General features: G+C 62.6%; 13 protein-coding genes and 2 pseudogenes. 12 read left to right on the top strand and 3 right to left on the bottom strand.

Annotated features, from left to right (window positions below; all coding sequences use genetic code 11):
• Positions 1 to 97 precede the first annotated feature (97 nt).
• Positions 98 to 1936: an ATP-binding protein gene (locus AC0L2C_RS26980; protein WP_473524871.1), complete on the bottom strand. Its 1839-nt coding sequence runs from the start codon at positions 1934 to 1936 to the stop codon at positions 98 to 100.
• Between the two features lie 160 nt (positions 1937 to 2096).
• Positions 2097 to 3899, bottom strand: coding sequence for an NAD(P)-binding domain-containing protein (locus AC0L2C_RS26975; RefSeq protein WP_473524845.1), 1803 nt, complete (start codon positions 3897 to 3899; stop codon positions 2097 to 2099).
• Between the two features lie 137 nt (positions 3900 to 4036).
• On the opposite strand from AC0L2C_RS26975, the gene AC0L2C_RS26970 reads away from it, so the two are divergent.
• The 10 genes and pseudogenes from AC0L2C_RS26970 to AC0L2C_RS26925 all read left to right on the top strand — a co-directional run bounded on the left by AC0L2C_RS26970 (position 4037) and on the right by AC0L2C_RS26925 (position 14441).
• Entirely contained in the window at positions 4037 to 4237 is a 201-nt protein-coding gene (locus AC0L2C_RS26970; RefSeq protein WP_091594240.1) for a hypothetical protein, read from the top strand.
• A 120-nt stretch (positions 4238 to 4357) separates the two neighbouring features.
• A complete protein-coding gene (locus AC0L2C_RS26965; protein WP_473524844.1) occupies positions 4358 to 6139 on the top strand; it encodes an acetolactate synthase 3 large subunit in 1782 nt (593 codons plus the stop codon).
• An 89-nt stretch (positions 6140 to 6228) separates the two neighbouring features.
• Positions 6229 to 6804 (top strand): acetolactate synthase small subunit, encoded by a 576-nt coding sequence (gene ilvN / locus AC0L2C_RS26960; RefSeq protein WP_091594244.1) that lies wholly within the window; start codon positions 6229 to 6231, stop codon positions 6802 to 6804.
• A gap of 150 nt (positions 6805 to 6954) precedes the next feature.
• Complete coding sequence (locus AC0L2C_RS26955) at positions 6955 to 7551, top strand: LysE family translocator (protein ID WP_473524843.1); 597 nt, start codon at positions 6955 to 6957, stop codon at positions 7549 to 7551.
• Positions 7552 to 7756: 205 nt separating this feature from the next.
• A pseudogene (locus AC0L2C_RS26950) lies at positions 7757 to 8299 on the top strand (efflux RND transporter periplasmic adaptor subunit); the annotation flags it as partial.
• Positions 8296 to 11446: pseudogene (locus AC0L2C_RS26945) on the top strand (efflux RND transporter permease subunit). The pseudogenes AC0L2C_RS26950 and AC0L2C_RS26945, both read left to right, overlap by 4 nt.
• Before the next feature lie 65 nt (positions 11447 to 11511).
• Positions 11512 to 12117: a nitrile hydratase subunit alpha gene (nthA, locus tag AC0L2C_RS26940; protein WP_287066723.1), complete on the top strand. Its 606-nt coding sequence runs from the start codon at positions 11512 to 11514 to the stop codon at positions 12115 to 12117.
• The gene (nthB, locus tag AC0L2C_RS26935; protein WP_287066722.1) at positions 12114 to 12773 is read left to right on the top strand and encodes a nitrile hydratase subunit beta; all 660 of its coding nucleotides are present in this window, start codon (positions 12114 to 12116) and stop codon (positions 12771 to 12773) included. The genes nthA and nthB overlap by 4 nt, the downstream gene beginning before the upstream one ends.
• Positions 12760 to 13179, top strand: coding sequence for a nitrile hydratase accessory protein (locus AC0L2C_RS26930; RefSeq protein WP_473524842.1), 420 nt, complete (start codon positions 12760 to 12762; stop codon positions 13177 to 13179). Before nthB ends, AC0L2C_RS26930 begins: the two co-directional genes overlap by 14 nt.
• A 134-nt stretch (positions 13180 to 13313) precedes the next feature.
• A complete protein-coding gene (locus tag AC0L2C_RS26925) occupies positions 13314 to 14441 on the top strand; it encodes an ATP-dependent DNA helicase (RefSeq protein ID WP_128246456.1) in 1128 nt (375 codons plus the stop codon).
• Positions 14442 to 14499: 58 nt separating this feature from the next.
• Here AC0L2C_RS26925 and AC0L2C_RS26920 read toward each other — a convergent pair whose 3' ends face one another.
• Complete coding sequence (locus AC0L2C_RS26920; RefSeq protein WP_128246457.1) at positions 14500 to 14904, bottom strand: SpoIIAA family protein; 405 nt, start codon at positions 14902 to 14904, stop codon at positions 14500 to 14502.
• Between the two features lie 112 nt (positions 14905 to 15016).
• Between AC0L2C_RS26920 and AC0L2C_RS26915 the strand changes: the two genes are divergently transcribed.
• Positions 15017 to 15757 (top strand): pyridoxine 5'-phosphate synthase, encoded by a 741-nt coding sequence (locus AC0L2C_RS26915; RefSeq protein ID WP_128246458.1) that lies wholly within the window; start codon positions 15017 to 15019, stop codon positions 15755 to 15757.
• A gap of 103 nt (positions 15758 to 15860) precedes the next feature.
• Positions 15861 to 17774, top strand: coding sequence for a potassium transporter Kup (locus AC0L2C_RS26910; protein WP_128180468.1), 1914 nt, complete (start codon positions 15861 to 15863; stop codon positions 17772 to 17774).
• Positions 17775 to 17928 lie beyond the last annotated feature (154 nt).

The following is a 17928-nucleotide window of genomic DNA, read 5'->3' as shown; positions in this document are numbered from 1 at the left end:
CCTGATGAATTCCCTTCCGGGATTTGCCCTGGTTTCCTAGGGTGACATAGTTTTAACTTTGGAAGCGCCTTAGCCTCACAGGCTAAAGCCGCCCGGCTCAATCGTTCTGCGAGCGCAGGCCGAAGGTTGCGGGTTTCAGGCCATAACGCATGTCGAAATCGTCGTCCGGCTGGGCGCGTGCGACAGTCGGGGCGGGCGGCTTGCGGTAGTCGGGATCGCCGGCCTGCTGGCTCGAATCGACGACTTCGGCGAAGGCCATCGCCTGCTGCGGTTTTGGAACGTTGCGAAGCCTTTCGACGATCGCCACCAGATCGACGTCATGGCCAAGCTCGGACGGCAAGGCTTCCTCGCGTTTGGCTGTGCCCGGGATCAGGCCATCGGACAGTTTTTCGAATTTCATTCGCATGGTCGTCGCCACGCCTTCACCAAAGGCGATGGCTTCGCGCTGGCCCATCGAAGACAGGAACGCCAGTGTCGAGGCCGAGGAATCGGCGATCGCCGAGCGGATGATCGCCTGGTCCTGCTCGTTGGCGAGCCGCATCGCAAAAAAGGTCGAGCACTGCGACAGGATGGTGGGGTCGAGTTCACCCGGGCGCTGGGTGACGATGCCGAGATAACAACCATACTTGCGGCCTTCCTTGGCGATGCGCGACAGCGCGTGCCGGGTCGGCGCGAAACCAAGGCGCGGATCGGCCGGCATGTAGCGGTGCGCTTCCTCGCACAGCAAAAGCAGCCGCAGCCGGCCTTCGCTCCACAGCGCCAGGTCGAAGGCCAGACGCGCCAGCACCGAGCAGACGGAATTGACCACTTCCGAAGGCATGCCTGCCATCTCGAAGCAGGTCACCGGGCGCCCGTGATGCGGCACGCGGAAGATGTTGCCGATCGTCTCGTGGATGGTGTCCTCGATCAGCCGCGAGTTGAACATGAAGCGGTAGCGCGGATCGGAGGCTGCCGATTCGATGCGCGTCTTCAGCGATTTGAGGGTGGGGCGGTCGTTCTTGCTTTCCAGCAGTCCCATGCGCTCGTCGATCTGCTTGATGAGATCGACAATGCGATAGGGCACCGGCGTGTCCGCGGTCAGCGCATCGCTGCCGCGCCTGAGATACGTGCCCGAATTCGGGTTGCGATAAAGGTTTTTGGCCGCGGGAATAAGATCGCGCAAGGCGTCCACCTCTTCCGGCACGATCTCTCGACCGCGAAACAGCACTTCGGCAAACTCCTCGAGCTTGAACATCCAGAAGGGCAGGTCCAGCGTCGCCGAATCGACTCTGACGCAGTGCTCTGGCAAGGACGCGGCGAACTCGTTGTGCGGATCGAGGATGAGAACGCGCAGGTCGGGTCGAGCGGCGATCGACTTGCGCAAAAGCAGCGAGACGGCGGTGGATTTGCCGACGCCGGTGGTGCCGACAATGGCGAAATGGCGCGCCAGCGTGTCGTCGATAGCGATGTTGGCGTCGATCGCCTCATCCTGTGACAGCGTGCCGATGGTGATCGAGTGACGCCCGGCCAGGTCATAGACCGCCTGCAGGTCGCGGCTGCGGATGCGGTGGGCAATGGCGCCGATATGCGGATAGGTGGTGATACCGCGGTCGAAAACCGGTTTGGCGCCGGGCTCGGCGCCGTCGCGCACCTCGCCGATGAGCTCGATACTGACCTCGATCGGGTTCTGGCCCTCATCGTGCCAGGCGCGATCCGACTTGCCGACCGCGTAGACCAGCCCGACGGTTCGCGTGTTGCCAAGGTTGATGGAGATCATCTTGCCGACGCTCCAATGGCCGGTGACAGTGCCTACGATATCGGCGGCATGGGCGCTGATGGTGGCGCGCGCGCCGTCGCACTGGACGACATTGCCCAGAACGCGCTTGTCGCTCTGCTCCGCCTTGCGTCGCTCCTGCAATGTCGGCTCTCCAACGGAGGCGTCGCGGTCGACGAACACGGACAGGCTGTTCCCCATTTCCCTTTTCCACTTTCCCCAGCGCGATCGATCTTACGCCGACGCGGTTAAGGGGGGGTGAGGTCGGATGGTGTAGGGACGATTAAGCCAGTCGCGAAAATTGAACCGACCGGCGGCCAGTCCCGGCGACAGCCCTGAATTTCTATCCCGTGTGATGGACCTGCTGCAGGCCGTAGACCGGCGTCGCGATGCCTTCGTGCCGTGCTTTCAATTGCAGCGACAGGAACTGCGAATAGTGGCGTGACTGGTGCAGATTGCCGCCATGGAACCAGAGCGCTTCCTGTTGTGTCGGCTTCCACATGTTGCGCTGCTCGCCCTCCCAGGGACCGGGATCCTTGGTGGTGTTCGAGCCGAGCCCCCAGCATTTCCCGACTTTGTCGGCGACCTCTTTCGAGATCAGCTCCGCCGCCCAGCCGTTCATCGAACCGTAGCCGGTGGCATAGACGATGACATTGGCAGGCAGCTCAGTGCCGTCGCTGAGCAGGACCGAATGTTCCTTGATCTCGGTCACGTCGACGCCGCTCTTCAGCTTGATGGCGCCGTCGATGATCAGCTGGGAGGCGCCGATATCGATATAGTAGCCGGAACCGCGCCTGAGATATTTCATGAACAGGCCCGAACCGTCGTCGCCCCAGTCGAGCATGAAGCCAGCTCTTTCCAGGCCCTCGTAGAAGGCGGCATCACGCTCCTTCATCTTCTCGTAGAGCGGGATCTGGAAGTCGTGCAGGATCTTGTAGGGCAGCGAGGCGAAGATGAGATCGGCCTTGGCCGTGGTCATGCCGTTTTGCACGGCCTGCTCCGAATAGAGGGCTCCGAGCCCGATATCCATCAGCGTGTCGGATCTGACGATGTGCGTGGTCGATCGCTGCACCATGGTGACGTCGACGCCGGCTTCCCAGAGTGCGGCGCAGATATCATGCGCGGAATTGTTCGACCCGATGACGACGACTTTCTTGCCAGCGTAGCTGTCTGGACCGGGATGTTTCGAGGAATGGTGCTGATCGCCCTTGAAATTCTCCATGCCTTTGAACTGCGGGATGTTGGGTCGGCCCGACATGCCGGTGGCCAGCACCAGCTGCTTCGGCTTCAGCTTGATGTCCTTGCCGTCGCGATGGACGACGACCGTCCATTCCTTCTTCTGATCGTCATAGGTGGCGCTCTTGGCCTCAGTGGAGGACCAATAGTTCAGCTCCATGACCTTGGTGTACATTTCTAGCCAGTCGCCGATCTTGTCCTTGGGCGAGAAGACCGGCCAGTTCCGAGGAAAGTCGATATAGGGCAGATGGTCGTACCAGACCGGATCGTGCAGGCAGAGCGACTTGTAACGCTTGCGCCATGAATCGCCCGCACGCTCGTTCTTCTCGACGATGATGGTCGGCACGCCGAGCTGCCGCAGCCGGGCACCGAGCGCGATGCCGCCCTGGCCGCCGCCGATGATCAGCGTGTCGGGCTGATTGACAAAGCCGAGTTCGGTCGCTTCCTTCTCGCGCTCCTCCTTCCAGGTCGGCCGGTTCTTGCCGTGACCGTGCTTGGCACCCATCGGCCGGGCGAAGCCGGCGTGTTCCTCATGGCCCTTCAACTCGACCATGGTGGTGAGCAGCGTCCAGATCTTGCCGTTCCTCAGCCTGATATGGCCGAAGCCGCGCGCAACCTCCGTTTCGAAACTGATCCAGCCTTCGAGCAGCCCGTCGCTCTCCGTGGCGTCTTCGCCTTTCGCAAGCGCCCAGTTCGATGGCTTTATCTTCGCCAACTGGCTCATCAGCATTTCGCGCACCTGGTCGCGACCTTCCATGGTCTTGATGTTCCAGGTGAAGGTCACCAGGTCGCGCCAGTAGCAGTCTTCCTGAAAGCACCCGACCGCTCCGTCGATGTCGCCGGCCGCGAGCGCTGCGCTGAATTGGTCGAGCACGTCGGATAGTTTCTTGGCTGGGGTCTTGTCGAGCATCAAACTTCCTCCCGTGAAGTGCTGGTCGTCATCGCGGCTTGCCGGCCCCTCCAGGCCGGTCGACCGGAGTATCGCGGCAAACGGCGTGCCGCGTCACGTCGTCAAATAGTTTGGCGCGGTTTCAATGGCTTATCTGGATGATCGCGGACACTGATCCTGCCGGCGATCATGCGGAACGGTGGTTCGAGGCGATGGGTGCAACCGGGCTGCCTGGCCCGAACCGTCTGGCGTCTTTCATATTCGCCGTTGACAGCGGCGCAAAACCAATTCTATTGTCCGCCACCATGAAAACGGCACTCATTCTCGTAGTAGGAAAGCGTGTGGGCAAGGCGGTGTAACCGCCGGGCGAAAACCCCCCATGCGCAAGACACAGGCTCCCTCGGGGGCCTTTTTTATTGCCCGAAACACGACTAAACGACCAGCAATCGCCCGATGGCGGACAATACGGGACCAGACCGATGAGCAGTGGACAGAACGAACGGCGCGAAATGACCGGAGCCGAAATGGTGGTGCAGGCGCTGAAGGACAACGGCGTCAAGCATGTCTTCGGCTATCCGGGCGGCGCAGTTCTCCCGATCTATGATGAAATCTTCCAACAGGATGAGGTCGAGCACATCCTCGTCCGTCACGAGCAGGGTGCCGGTCATGCGGCGGAGGGCTATGCGCGGTCGACCGGCAAGGCCGGCGTCATGCTGGTGACATCGGGGCCGGGCGCCACCAACGCGGTCACGCCGCTGCAGGATGCGCTGATGGATTCGATCCCGCTGGTCTGCCTGACCGGTCAGGTGCCGACCTCGCTGATCGGCTCGGATGCGTTCCAGGAGTGCGACACGATCGGCATCACGCGGCCCTGCACCAAGCACAATTGGCTGGTGAAGGATGTCAACGAGCTCGCGGCGATCATCCATGAGGCCTTTCACGTCGCGACGACAGGACGCCCCGGTCCGGTCGTCGTCGATATCCCGAAGGACGTGCAGTTCGCCAAGGGCGCCTATGTGCCGCCGCAGACGGCGCCGCGCACGAGCTATCAGCCCAAGGTCCAGGGCGACCTGGACAAGATTAAGGCGGCGGTCGAGCTGATGGCCAACGCGAAAAGGCCGATCCTCTATACCGGCGGCGGTGTCATCAATTCCGGCCCGGAAGCCAGCCATTTGCTGCGCGAACTGGTCGACCTGACCGGCTTCCCGATAACCTCGACGCTGATGGGCCTTGGCGCCTATCCGGCTTCGGGCAAGAACTGGATGGGCATGCTCGGCATGCACGGCACCTATGAAGCAAACATGGCGATGCATGATTGCGACGTCATGGTCTGCATCGGCGCGCGCTTCGACGACCGCATCACCGGCCGGCTCAGCGCGTTCTCGCCGAATTCGAAAAAGATCCATATCGACATCGATCCGTCGTCGATCAACAAGAACGTCCACACCGATGTGCCCATTATCGGCGATGTCGGCCGGGTTCTGGAGGATCTGGTGCGGCTGTGGCGGGCCACCGCCAGGGCCGACAAGAAGGCGCTGCACCCGTGGTGGGAGCAGATCGCGAAATGGCGGGCACGGGATTCGCTTGCCTACAAGATGAACCACGACGTCATCATGCCGCAATATGCCGTCCAACGGCTCTATGCGCTGACCAAGGATATGGACACCTACATCACCACCGAGGTCGGCCAGCACCAGATGTGGGCGGCGCAGCACTATCATTTCGAGAAGCCGAACCGCTGGATGACCTCCGGCGGGCTCGGCACGATGGGCTACGGCCTGCCGGCGGCGCTCGGCGTGCAGATTGCGCACCCGGATGCGCTGGTCATCGACATTGCCGGCGACGCCTCGGTGCAGATGACGATGCAGGAGATGAGCGCCGCGGTGCAGCACGAGGCGCCGATCAAGATCTTCATCCTCAACAATCAGTATATGGGCATGGTGCGGCAGTGGCAGCAGCTTCTGCACGGCAACCGGCTGTCGCATTCTTACACCGAAGCGATGCCGGATTTCGTCAAGCTCGCCGAAGCCTATGGCGGCCATGGCATCCGCTGCGAGAAGCCGGACGAACTGGACGACGCCATCAAGGAGATGATCTCGGTGAAGAAGCCGGTGATCTTCGACTGCCGGGTCGCCACGCTTGCCAACTGCTTCCCGATGATCCCGTCGGGCAAGGCGCATAACGAGATGCTGCTGCCGGACGAGGCGACCGACGAGGCGGTGGCCAACGCCATCGACGCCAAGGGCAGGGAACTGGTGTAACCCCTAACGCCCGAGCCGAGGCAGGGCTGTCGGAAGAAGCCGTGCGGAAACAGAAAAACAGCTCAAAGTTTGAAAACGAGATTCATGTCATGAACGCACAGCACCTTCAACCCACCGGTTCCGCCTACTTCATCGCCAAGGAGACGGAAAGACCGGAAATCCACACGCTTTCCGTGCTGGTCGACAATGAGCCGGGCGTGCTTGCCCGGGTCATCGGCCTGTTTTCCGGACGCGGCTACAATATCGAGAGCCTGACCGTTTCCGAAACCGAGCACGAGAAGCATCTGTCACGCATCACCATCGTGACGCGCGGCACGCCGCATGTGCTGGAGCAGATCAAGCACCAACTCGAGCGCATCGTGCCGGTGCACCGTGTCGTCGACCTCACCGTGCGCTCGCACGAGCTCGGCCAGGAACGGCCGCTGGAGCGGGAACTCGCGCTGGTGAAAGTGGCCGGCACCGGCGAGGGCCGCGTCGAGGCGCTGAGGCTGGCCGATGCCTTCCGCGCCAGCGTCATCGACGCCAACACCGAGCATTTCATTTTCGAGATCACCGGCAAGGGCTCCAAGATCGACCAGTTCATCGCCATCATGAAGCCGCTCGGCCTGGTCGAGATCTGCCGCACCGGCGTGGCGGCGATGAATCGCGGCCCGCAAGGGATGTGATCATCCGGCGCTTTGGGTCCAGTGCTCTGGCACCGCCTGTATTTGTTCTGTCGGCTTGATCCTGACCTTCTGGCCCGGCTGCCGCCGTAAGCTGGCCTTTGTGCGTCTGAGGTAAAAGGACAATATTGCTGACCTTCTTGGGAGAAGCCAATGACCCTCGATGCGTTCCTTGCCCTGCTGGTCTATGCCTTCGTGACTTCGATCACACCGGGTCCGAACAACTTCATGCTTCTGGCTTCCGGCGTGAATTTCGGTTTTGCCAAAACCATTCCGCACATGCTGGGCATCAGCATCGGCTTCCTCGTGCTGTTGCTTGCCGTCGGCTTTGGTCTTGGCGCGGTGCTGACTGCGTTTCCGGTTCTCCACACCGCATTGAAGATCGCTGGCGGCGTTTATCTGCTCTATCTCGCCTGGAAGATCGCCATGTCGCGTTCGCTCAGCAGCAAGGGCGAGACCAAGGCGCGACCGATGCACTTCATCGATGCGGCAGCGTTCCAGTGGGTCAATCCCAAGGCGTGGGTGATGGCGGTCACCGCCATGGCCGTCTATGCCGTTCCGGAGCATCCGTTTCTGTCGGTGGCGCTGGTTTCAATAGCCTTCACCGTCGTCAACCTGCCGAGCGTTTCGGTGTGGGCAGGTTTCGGCACGGCGCTGCGCGGTTTTCTGTCGGACCCGGTGCGGCTGAAATGGTTCAACATCGCAATGGGCGTGCTGCTGGCAGCGACACTGTGGCCGATGCTGCGGTAGCTGCCGTTTTACTGTGCAATGCACATTAAATCTTCGTAATCCCGGGTTTTGGCCCTTTTTTGCCCTCGGCACCCTCTATCTATTTGGTGAAACCGCGGCACGAGGCTGCGAGTTATACCCAGACATGACCACCGAACCACGGCGTGTCGGAGGGAAGGTCTTTGACGATGCGTGGAAAGATCGTGCTTGCGATGCTTGCGGTCGCCCGCTGCGGGTGAACTTCAATCTTCCGGAAAGCGATCTTGCCCTTTTGCACAAGGCGCTGGCGGCGCCAGGGCAAGGCGCAGTCACGCTGACCAGGGACGGTGACCCGACACCGATCGGCAAGGGGACCCTCGATTTCGTCGATTCCAGCGTCGACACCGCCTCCGGCACGATTGCAGCCCGGGCCAGCGTGCCCAACCCCGATCTTTCGCTGTGGCCGGGCCAATATGTCAATGTCGTGCTCAATGCCGGCATCATGCCGCAGATGACCTCGGTTCCCACGGTTGCGGTCCAGCCAAGCCAGAAGGGGCCGTTCGTCTATGTGATCAAGCCCGACAACACGCTGGAGGTGCGGCCCGTGCAGGTCGCACTGACCGAAGGCGACAACAGCGCCATCGGCGAGGGGCTGAAAAGCGGCGAAAATGTCGTCGTCGAAGGCCAGGCAAAGCTGAAGGACGGCGCGCCGGTCCGCGAAGGCGAGGCCGGTGATCAGGCGTCTCCCAGGGTTGCCGAGGCCGGCAAGGCGGGCGGGACGCGGCCATGATCTCCGAATTCTGCATCCGCAGGCCTGTCGCCACCCTGCTCATGTCGTTTGCGCTCGTGCTGGGCGGCCTGTTCGCTTACAAGTTCCTGCCGGTGGCCGCTCTGCCGAGCGCCGAATTTCCGGTGGTCAATGTCTCGGCCTCGCTGCCCGGCGCCTCGCCGGAAACCATGGCGACCTCGGTGGCAACGCCGCTGATCAAGCAGTTCACCACCATCGCCGGCATCGATTCGATCTCGACCACCAACGCGCTCGGCTCGACCTCGATCGCCATCCAGTTCGTGCTCAACCGCGATATCGATGCGGCCGCCGCCGACGTGCAGGCGGCGATAGCGCGAACGCAGCGGCAACTGCCGCCCGAGATGACTAGCCCGCCGAGCTACCGCAAGGTCAATCCGGCCGATGCGCCGATCCTGCTGATGTCGCTGGTCAGCGACACCGTTCCGCTGACAGATCTCGATGCCTTTGCCGAGAATGTGATCTCGCCGTCGCTGTCGACGATCGAAGGCGTGGCGCAGGTCTCGATCTTCGGCCAGCAGAAATACGCGGTGCGCGTCCAGATCGATCCGACGGCGCTCGCCGCACGCGGTATTTCGATCGACCAGCTGCAGACGGCGATCGCCTCGGCCAACAGCAACACGCCGCTCGGCGTGCTGCAGAACGACAAGCAGCAGCTGACCATCACCGCCAATACCCAACTGAACAACGCGGCGGGATTTTCCAACATCATCGTTGCCACCAGGAACGGCCGTCCGGTGCAGCTCGGCGAGGTCACCCGCGTCATCGATTCCGTCGAGACCACGACGACGGCAAGCTGGTACGACGGCACCCGCGCGATCATCATGGCGGTGCAGCGTCAGCCCGATGCCAACACCGTCGACGTCGTCGACCGCGTCAAGGCGATGCTGCCGTCCTTCCAGGATCAGATGCCGGCGGCGGCCAGCATCCGGTTGCTCAACGACCGCTCGACGTCGATCCGCGAGGCGGTCGACGACGTGCAGTTCACGCTGCTGCTCACCATCGCGCTGGTGGTGATGGTGATTTTCCTGTTCCTGCGCCGGGTAACGGCGACGATCATCCCGGCGGTGGCGGTGCCGATCTCGCTGATCGCCACGCTCGGCGCCATGTTCCTGTTCGGCTTTTCCATCGACAACATCTCGCTGATGGGGCTGACGCTGGCGGTCGGCCTTGTCGTCGACGACGCGATCGTCATGCTGGAGAACATTTTTCGCCACATGGAGGAGGAGGGACTCTCGGCCTTCGACGCGGCGCTCAAGGGGGCGCGCGAAATCGGCTTCACCATTATTTCGATCTCGATCTCGCTGGTCGCTGTGTTCATCCCCGTGCTTTTGATGGGCGGCGTGATCGGGCGCATCTTCAACGAATTCGCGGTGGTGGTGACGGTCGCCATCCTGGCCTCGATGTTCGTGTCGCTGACGCTGACGCCGATGCTGTGCTCGCGGCTCTTGTCGGTTTCGAGGGCTGAGCGCGAAGCAGCGCAGGGCGAAGGTCACAGGCACAATTTCTTCATGCGGGGTTATGACTGGCTGCTGACAGTTTGCCTGCGGCACAGGTTCCTGGTTCTTCTCGTCTTCATTGGGACGGCCGCACTGTCGGCCTGGCTGATCCAGACCTCGCCGAAGGGCTTCTTTCCGCAGGAGGATATCGGCCAGATTTCGGTGACGACCACCGCGCGCCAGGACATCTCGTTCGACGCCATGGTGAAGCTGCAGGGGCAAGTGGCCGATGTCTTTACCCATTCACCCTATGTCTCGCATGTCGGGTGGTCGGTAGGCAGCGGAGACAACGCACTCAACCAGGGCCGGCTGTTTGTGCAGTTGAAGGACAAGGACCAGCGCCCTGTCATCGACAAGGTGCTTTCGGATCTGCGGCGGCAGCTGGCCAATGTCGCCGGCATCGAAACCTTCATGCAGCCGGTGCAGAACCTGCGGCTCGGCGCGCGCGCTTCGGCCAGCGCCTATCAACTCGTCGTGCAGGGCCTCGACATCGGCGCGGCGGACAGCTGGGCGCAGAAGCTCACCGACGCGATGGCCGCCGACCGTAGCGCCTTCACCGACGTCACCAATGACTTGCAGAACAACGCCCTGCAGGCGTCGCTGGTGGTCGACCTCGACAAGGCGGCGACGCTCGGCGTCGATACCGATACGTTGCGCTCCAGCCTCTATGGCGGTTTCGGCACCGAGCAGGTCTCGACCATCTTCGGTTCGGCTGACAGCTACGAGGTGATCATGGAACTCGACCCGAGGATCGAGTGGTCGCCAGAAAGGATGCTGGCGATCAAGGTGAGGACGGCCAGCGGCAGCCTGGTGCCGCTCGGCGCCTTTGCCCGCGTCGATCGGACCGCCGGGGCCCTGACCGTCAATCAGCTCGGCCAGCTTCCGGCAGTGACCATTTCCTACAACCTGCCTCAGGGCGTCGCGCTCGGCGACAGCGTGAGCCGCATCGATGCGCTGAAGGAAAAGATCGGCATGCCGGCGACGATCTCGACCACTTTTTCGGGCACGGCGAAAACGTTTCAGGATTCGCTTGCCAACCAGGGCCTGCTGATCGCCGGCGCGATCCTGACCATCTACATCGTCCTCGGCATCCTCTACGAGAGCTTTATCCATCCGCTCACTATCCTGACCGGACTGCCGTCGGCGGTGCTCGGCGCGCTTGTTGCACTGCGGCTGGCGGGGATGGACCTGTCGGTGATCGCGGTCATCGGTATCCTGATGCTGATCGGCATCGTCAAGAAGAACGGCATCATGATGATCGACGTCGCGCTCGAACTCAGGCGCGAGGGGATGTCGCCGCTCGAGTCCATTCACAAGGCCTGCCTGATGCGCTTCCGGCCGATCATGATGACGACGCTGGCGGCACTGATGGGCACGATCCCGATCGCGCTCGGCACCGGCGCCAGCGCCGCTCGGCGTGGCGGTGGTCGGCGGCCTCGTCGCTTCGCGAGCGCTGACGCTGTTCGTCACGCCGGTCATCTATGTCTACATGGAGCATTTTTCGGGCTGGCTTGTCGGGCTGTGGCCGAAGCGCCGGCACGAGCGGCCACCTGTCGAGGCCGTCGACCAGCCGTCGCTGTTCGAGAACGGAGAAGCGTTGCAGGGCGAGCCGCACAAGGCGGCGGCCGAATAGAAGCCGACGGGCTGGCCCAAACCGCGGCGCTTGCGGTGGAACGCTTGCAGCCGTAATTTACGGCCATGTCCCACGATCATAATCACGACAACGAGCTTGATCCTTTTGCCGCCCGGGTGCGCGCACTGGAGACGATCCTCACCCAGAAAGGGCTGATCGATCCGGCCGCGATCGACGTGATCGTCGACACCTATGAGACAAAGATCGGTCCGCGCAACGGCGCCAAGGTGGTGGCGAAGGCGTGGGTCGAGCCGGACTTTGCCGTTTTGCTGAAACGCGACGCGACGGCGGCGATCGGCTCGCTCGGCTACACTGGCCGGCAGGGCGAGCACATGCAGGCCGTGTTCAACACGGCGGACACGCACAACCTCGTCGTCTGCACGCTGTGCTCCTGCTACCCGTGGTCGGTGCTCGGCCTGCCGCCGGTCTGGTACAAGGCGCCGCCCTATCGTTCGCGCGCGGTCATCGATCCGCGCGGCGTGCTCGAGGAATTCGGGCTGACCTTGCCGGCAACGACAAAGATCCGGGTGTGGGATTCGACCGCCGAGCTGCGTTACCTGGTCGTGCCGATGCGGCCGAAGGGCACCGACGGCTGGAGCGAGGAGCGGCTCGCGGATCTGGTGACGCGCGACGCGATGATCGGCACCGGCCTGGCGCGGGAGCCGGCATGAACGGGCCGCATGATCTCGGCGGGCAGATGGGGTTCGGGCCGGTCGCGCCCGAAAAGGACGAGCCCTGTTTCCATGCCGCCTGGGAAAGGCGGGCGCTTGGCGTGACCTTGTGCGCGGGCGCCATGGGCGCCTGGACCATCGACGAGAGCCGGCATGCGCGGGAATTGCTGCATCCCGCCGACTATTATGGCTCCAGCTATTATGAGATCTGGATCAAGGCGCTCGAAACCTTGCTGAAGCGGCACGGCTTCGTCAGCGACCGCGATCTGGCCGCGGGCAAGGCGGTCGACCCTGCCGCGACGCCAAAGCGGGTGCTGAAGGCCGAAAACGTGCCGGCAGTGTTGGCCAAGGGCGGCCCATGCGACCGGCCGATCGCCGCGCCGGCCCGGTTCAAGGCAGGCGATATGGTGCGCACGAAAAATTTCCATCCGACCGGCCACACAAGGTTGCCACGCTACGCACGCGGCAAGCAAGGCGCCGTCGAGGCGGTGCGCGCTGGTTTTGTCTTCCCTGACACCAATGCACATGGCCAAGGCGAAAACCCGCAATGGGTCTATGCGGTGGTTTTTGACGGCGCCGAGATCTGGGGCGAGGGCGCCGATCCGACGCTGACCGTGTCGATCGATGCCTGGGAGAGCTATCTTGAGCCGGCGTGAGGCGAAGTCAGCCACCGCCACGCTGCCGGCGGATGCGCCGGTATTCGCCGAGCCGTGGCAGGCGGAAGCCTTCGCCATGACGGTCGCGCTGCACGACAGCGGCCTGTTCTCCTGGAGCGAATGGGCGGACGCCTTGTCCGCCGAGGTCAAGCAGCCTGGTGCCGCAAGCGATGACCACGATTATTACGAGCACTGGCTGGCGGCGCTGGAAAATTTGCTGTCGGCAAAAGGCGTTGCCGGCAAGGGCGACGTCGATCCGCTCGCTGCCGCCTGGGAACGCGCCGCGCTTGCAACGCCGCACGGCAAGCCGATCCTGCTCGAGAACGATCCCAGCCCGACCGAAGGTCGTGGCGGCCCGACCGAAGGTCGTGGCGGCCCGACCGAGGGTCGTGGCCCGGCCGGCTAGACCGTCTCGAACCGTGCTCGTTCTCTTTACGTTCTGATCTCTGCCTGATAAATTGCGTCATTGCAGGCGGTGCGGCCCGCCGCCGATGATCGTTGCGCCTTGTCTTTCCCTCGCGAATCCGGTCTCTCGCGCTGATGGAATTCTCTCCTCAACAGGACGATGCGCTGAAGGCGGTCGCGACCTGGCTCAAGACCGGAAAGCCGCAGCTGTTCCGGCTGTTCGGCTATGCCGGCACCGGCAAGACGACGCTGGCGCGCTATTTCGCCGAGCATGTCGACGGCCAGGTGCAGTTCGCCGCCTTCACCGGCAAGGCGGCGCAGGTGCTGCGTTCCAAGGGCGCGGTCAATGCCCGCACCATCCATTCGCTGATCTACCGGCCGAAGGGCGAGGAATCGGTGGCGGACGAGGTGACCGGCAAGACTTCGATGTCGCCGACCTTTTCGCTCAACCGGCAAAGCCCGATCTCGCGGGCCAAGCTCGTCGTCATCGACGAATGTTCGATGGTAGACGAGCAGCTTGGCCGCGACCTCTTGAGTTTCGGCACGCCGATCCTGGTTCTCGGCGATCCCGGCCAGCTGCCGCCGATCTCGGGCGGCGGCTTCTTCACCGAGCATGAACCGGATATTCTGCTCACCGAGATCCACCGGCAGGCGCGCGACAACCCGATTATCCGGCTGGCGCTCGACGTGCGCGAGGGCCGCGAGTTCATGCGCGGCGACTATGGCGCGGCGCAGGTGATCGGCAAGGAAGACGTCACCCAGGAACTGGTGCTGAAGGCGGACCAGGTGCTGGTCGGCACCAACAGGACGCGGCGTCGCTACAATCAGCGGCTGCGCGAGCTGAAGGGGTTCAATGCCGACTATCCACAGGCCGGCGACAAGCTCGTCTGCCTGCGCAACGACCCAGCCAAGGGACTGCTCAACGGCTCGCTGTGGAAGGTGATGACCTCGTCGCGCGAGACGGTGAAACCCGGCATCAATCTGCTGGTCTCCCCGGAGGAGGACGATCCGGACCGCGGCGTCGCCAAGATCAAGCTGCTCAAAGCGGCGTTCGAGGACCCGGACGCCGACATTCCCTGGCAGCAGAAAAAACGCTTCGACGATTTCGACTATGGCTACGCGCTGACCGTGCACAAGGCGCAAGGCTCGCAGTGGAACGAGATCGTGCTTTTCGACGAAAGTTGGGCGTTCAAGGAAACCCGCCAGCGCTGGCTCTACACGGCAATCACGCGGGCGGCGGAACGGCTGACGATTGTCAGATAGGCCGGTCGAGCAGCCCCCATGGACCAGGAATCTGGGACTGGCACGGGGTCGACCTGCGTCAGCGTGGGGCCAGCGGTCTGGCGTCGAGCCATTCCCAGGCGGATGCTTCGTCCTTTGCCTCGAAATGCCTGAGTTCGACGGCTGAGGAAGCAGGCAGCACGCTCTGTGCGCTGGGTACCCAGTTCGGCTCGCCGAGCGCAGCGCAGCGGCCGACATGCTCCACGGCATGGGCCGTGCCCTGTTCAAGCGTTTCGTCCGACACATCGGCCCAATCGACGCCTTCATGGTCGATCAGGCGCACCAGCACGTCTATTTTCGGATGCAGCGCGTAGGCCGCCTCCAGCAATCCGAACAAGTTTTCCGCATCGGCCGCCGTGACACGGCCGACGACGTCGATGGCGAACAGGTCGTCGCGGTCGGTGTCGATGCGGCGAACCGCCGGCACGTCTTCAAGATAATTCACGGGTCTTCCTCTTGCTGGATATTATACGTCCCTCTGGAACACCGAAAACCCCCTGTCTGTTCCCGCCAAAGGCGGTATAGATGGCCGCGATTATGTCCGGACCCGAGAAGCCATGCCTGCAAAACTCTCCGTCAATCTCAATGCCATCGCCATGCTGCGCAACCGGCGCGACCTGCCGTGGCCGAGCCTCATCGGGCTCGGGCGCCTGGCTCTGGCCGCGGGCGCGCATGGCCTGACCGTGCATCCGCGGCCCGACGAGCGGCACACCAGGCATTCCGACCTGCCGGAGATCAGGGCGATGATCGACGACGAATTCCCCAAGGCAGAGTTCAATATCGAGGGCTATCCGAACGAGGATTTCCTGGCGCTTGTGGAAAAGCACCAGCCGGAGCAGGTGACGCTGGTGCCCGACGACCCTGCCCAGGCCACCTCCGACCATGGCTGGAACTTTGCCGCCGAGGCGGCGTTCCTGACACCGATCGTCAAACGGCTGAAAAAGGGGGGCTTTCGCGTGTCGTTGTTTTCCGACCCGGATCCGTCAGGCATGAACGCCGCGCGCGACACCGGCGCCGATCGGATCGAGCTCTACACGGGGCCGTATGGCAGCTTTCATTCCGATTCGGCAAAAGCGGCGAGTGAGCTGGAAAGATTGGGAAAAACCGCGGATGCAGCGCTTGCCGCCGGGCTTCAGGTCAATGCCGGCCACGATCTGGTGGTGAACAACCTGCCGGCATTGGCAAAACGCATCCCGGCATTGGCTGAAGTGTCGATCGGACACGGGTTGACAGCCGATGCGTTGGAGTATGGCATGGCCGGCACGGTCAAAAGATTTCTTAAGGCCTGTGGGTGGTAGAGATGGAAGCCTCGCTTTGCGGACATGGCAGCCATCACGTTGGGGCACTTGATATTGCATCGCAGCAAGCGTAGAGCACCGCGCGCTTATCGGAGTGTCGTCCATGGCCCTTACCAACAGTGGTAGTGAGGCAGAACCAGTCGAACAATCCAGCCATCCTGAGGTCGAAAAGCACAGCACCAAGGTCCTGATGCTGGGCGCTCTCGGCGTGGTCTATGGCGATATCGGCACCAGCCCTATTTATGCGCTTCGCGAAGCACTGCATGCTTCGTCGGGCACCGATCCGCGCAGTGCCGTTCTGGGCATTCTGTCGCTGATCGTCTGGGCACTGACGATTATCGTGACCATAAAGTATGTCGCCTTCGTGCTTCGGGCGGATAACAAGGGTGAGGGCGGTACCCTGTCGCTTATGGCGCTGGCCCGGAAAGCCTATCCGGCTGGTTCCGGCATCATTCTTGTCATCGGTCTGTGCGGAGCCGCACTGTTTTTCGGCGACGCGATCATAACGCCGGCCATTTCGGTGCTTTCAGCGGTGGAAGGGCTGAGCGTCGTGACCCCGGCGTTCGATCCATATGTGGTTCCCATTACATTGGTGATTCTTGCCGTCCTGTTTGCCGTGCAGCGCTTCGGGACCGGCAGGGTGGCCTCCGTTTTCGGGCCGGTGACGGCGCTCTGGTTTCTGGCGATCGGCATTGCCGGATTGGTGCACATCCTCGACGATGTCTCGGTCCTTCTGGCAATCAATCCCTATTATGCGGTGGCCTACCTTGCCGAGGCCAAAGCGGGCGCATTTCTCACCGTCGGCGCGGTTTTTCTGGCGGTTACCGGTGCCGAAGCGCTTTACGTCGATCTCGGGCACTTCGGTCGCCGCCCAATCGTGCTGGCCTGGTTCTGGATCGTCTTTCCCTGCCTGCTGCTCAGCTATTTTGGGCAAGGCGCATTCGTTCTTGCTCATGGGGGCGTGCCCGACAATCCGTTCTTCCAGATGCTGCCGGATTGGGCACTGATACCGATGGTCGGGCTCGCAACAGCAGCGACTGTGATCGCCAGTCAAGCCGTCATCTCCGGGGCGTTTTCGCTGACCCGGCAAGCGGTGCAGCTCAATCTTCTGCCCAGAATCGAAGTTCAGCATACTTCCGAGATGCAGCTCGGCCAAATTTACATGCCGCGCGTGAACCTCCTTCTCGCGCTCGGCGTGATGCTGCTGGTCGTCGGCTTTGGCAGCTCGAGTTCGCTGGCTTCCGCCTATGGGATTTCGGTGACAGGCGAGATGCTGATGACGACGATTTTGCTGTTCGTGGTGATGCGGTGGCAATGGAAATGGCAGACCGCGCTGGCTGCGGCGCTGGCGCTGCTGTTTGGCACGATAGACACCGGCTTCTTCCTGGCGAATATCGTGAAATTCATGGAAGGCGGATGGGTTTCGATCGCCGTGGCCTGCATCATGGGGCTGATCATGGGGACCTGGATACGCGGCAGTCGCTATCTGTTCGACAAGACGCGCAGGAACGAGATTCCGCTCGATTTCCTTGCCGCCAATCTGTTGAAGAAGAAGCCGCAGCTGGTGTCCGGCACGGCGGTGTTCCTGACCAGCGATCCGGTCAGCGCGCCGACCGCGCTGATGCACAGCCTGAAGCACTACAAGGTGCTGCACGAACAGAACGTCATCCTCTCGGTGGTGACGGCGCAGCAGCCGGTCGTGCCCGACAGTGACCGGGTCAAGATGGAAACCATCAACGATCTGTTCATGCGTGTGACACTGACCTTCGGCTACATGGAACAGCCCAACATTCCGCGTGCGCTGGCGATCTGCCGCAAGCAGGGCTGGAAGTTCGACATCATGACGACGTCCTTCTTCCTGTCGCGGCGCTCGCTCAAGGCGTCACCCAATTCCGGCATGCCGGTGTGGCAGGACAAGCTGTTCATCGGCTTGGCGCGCACGGCAGCCGATGCGACCGAGTATTTCCAGATCCCGACCGGACGTGTGGTCGAGATCGGAACGCAGGTGGCGATTTAGAGCCGCTTCGTCGCGATCCTTCGCGCCCCCCTCTGTCCTGCCGGACATCTCCCCCACAAGGGGGGAGATCGGCAGCTTCGGCCTTACAGCCTTCCTGCGACGCTGAAGATTGGCGAAAACCTCGGTGACGGCCAATCTCCCCCCGTGTGGGGGA

Source organism: Mesorhizobium sp. WSM4845 (assembly GCF_055811455.1).
This window is presented reverse-complemented; position numbering and strand designations above follow the sequence as displayed.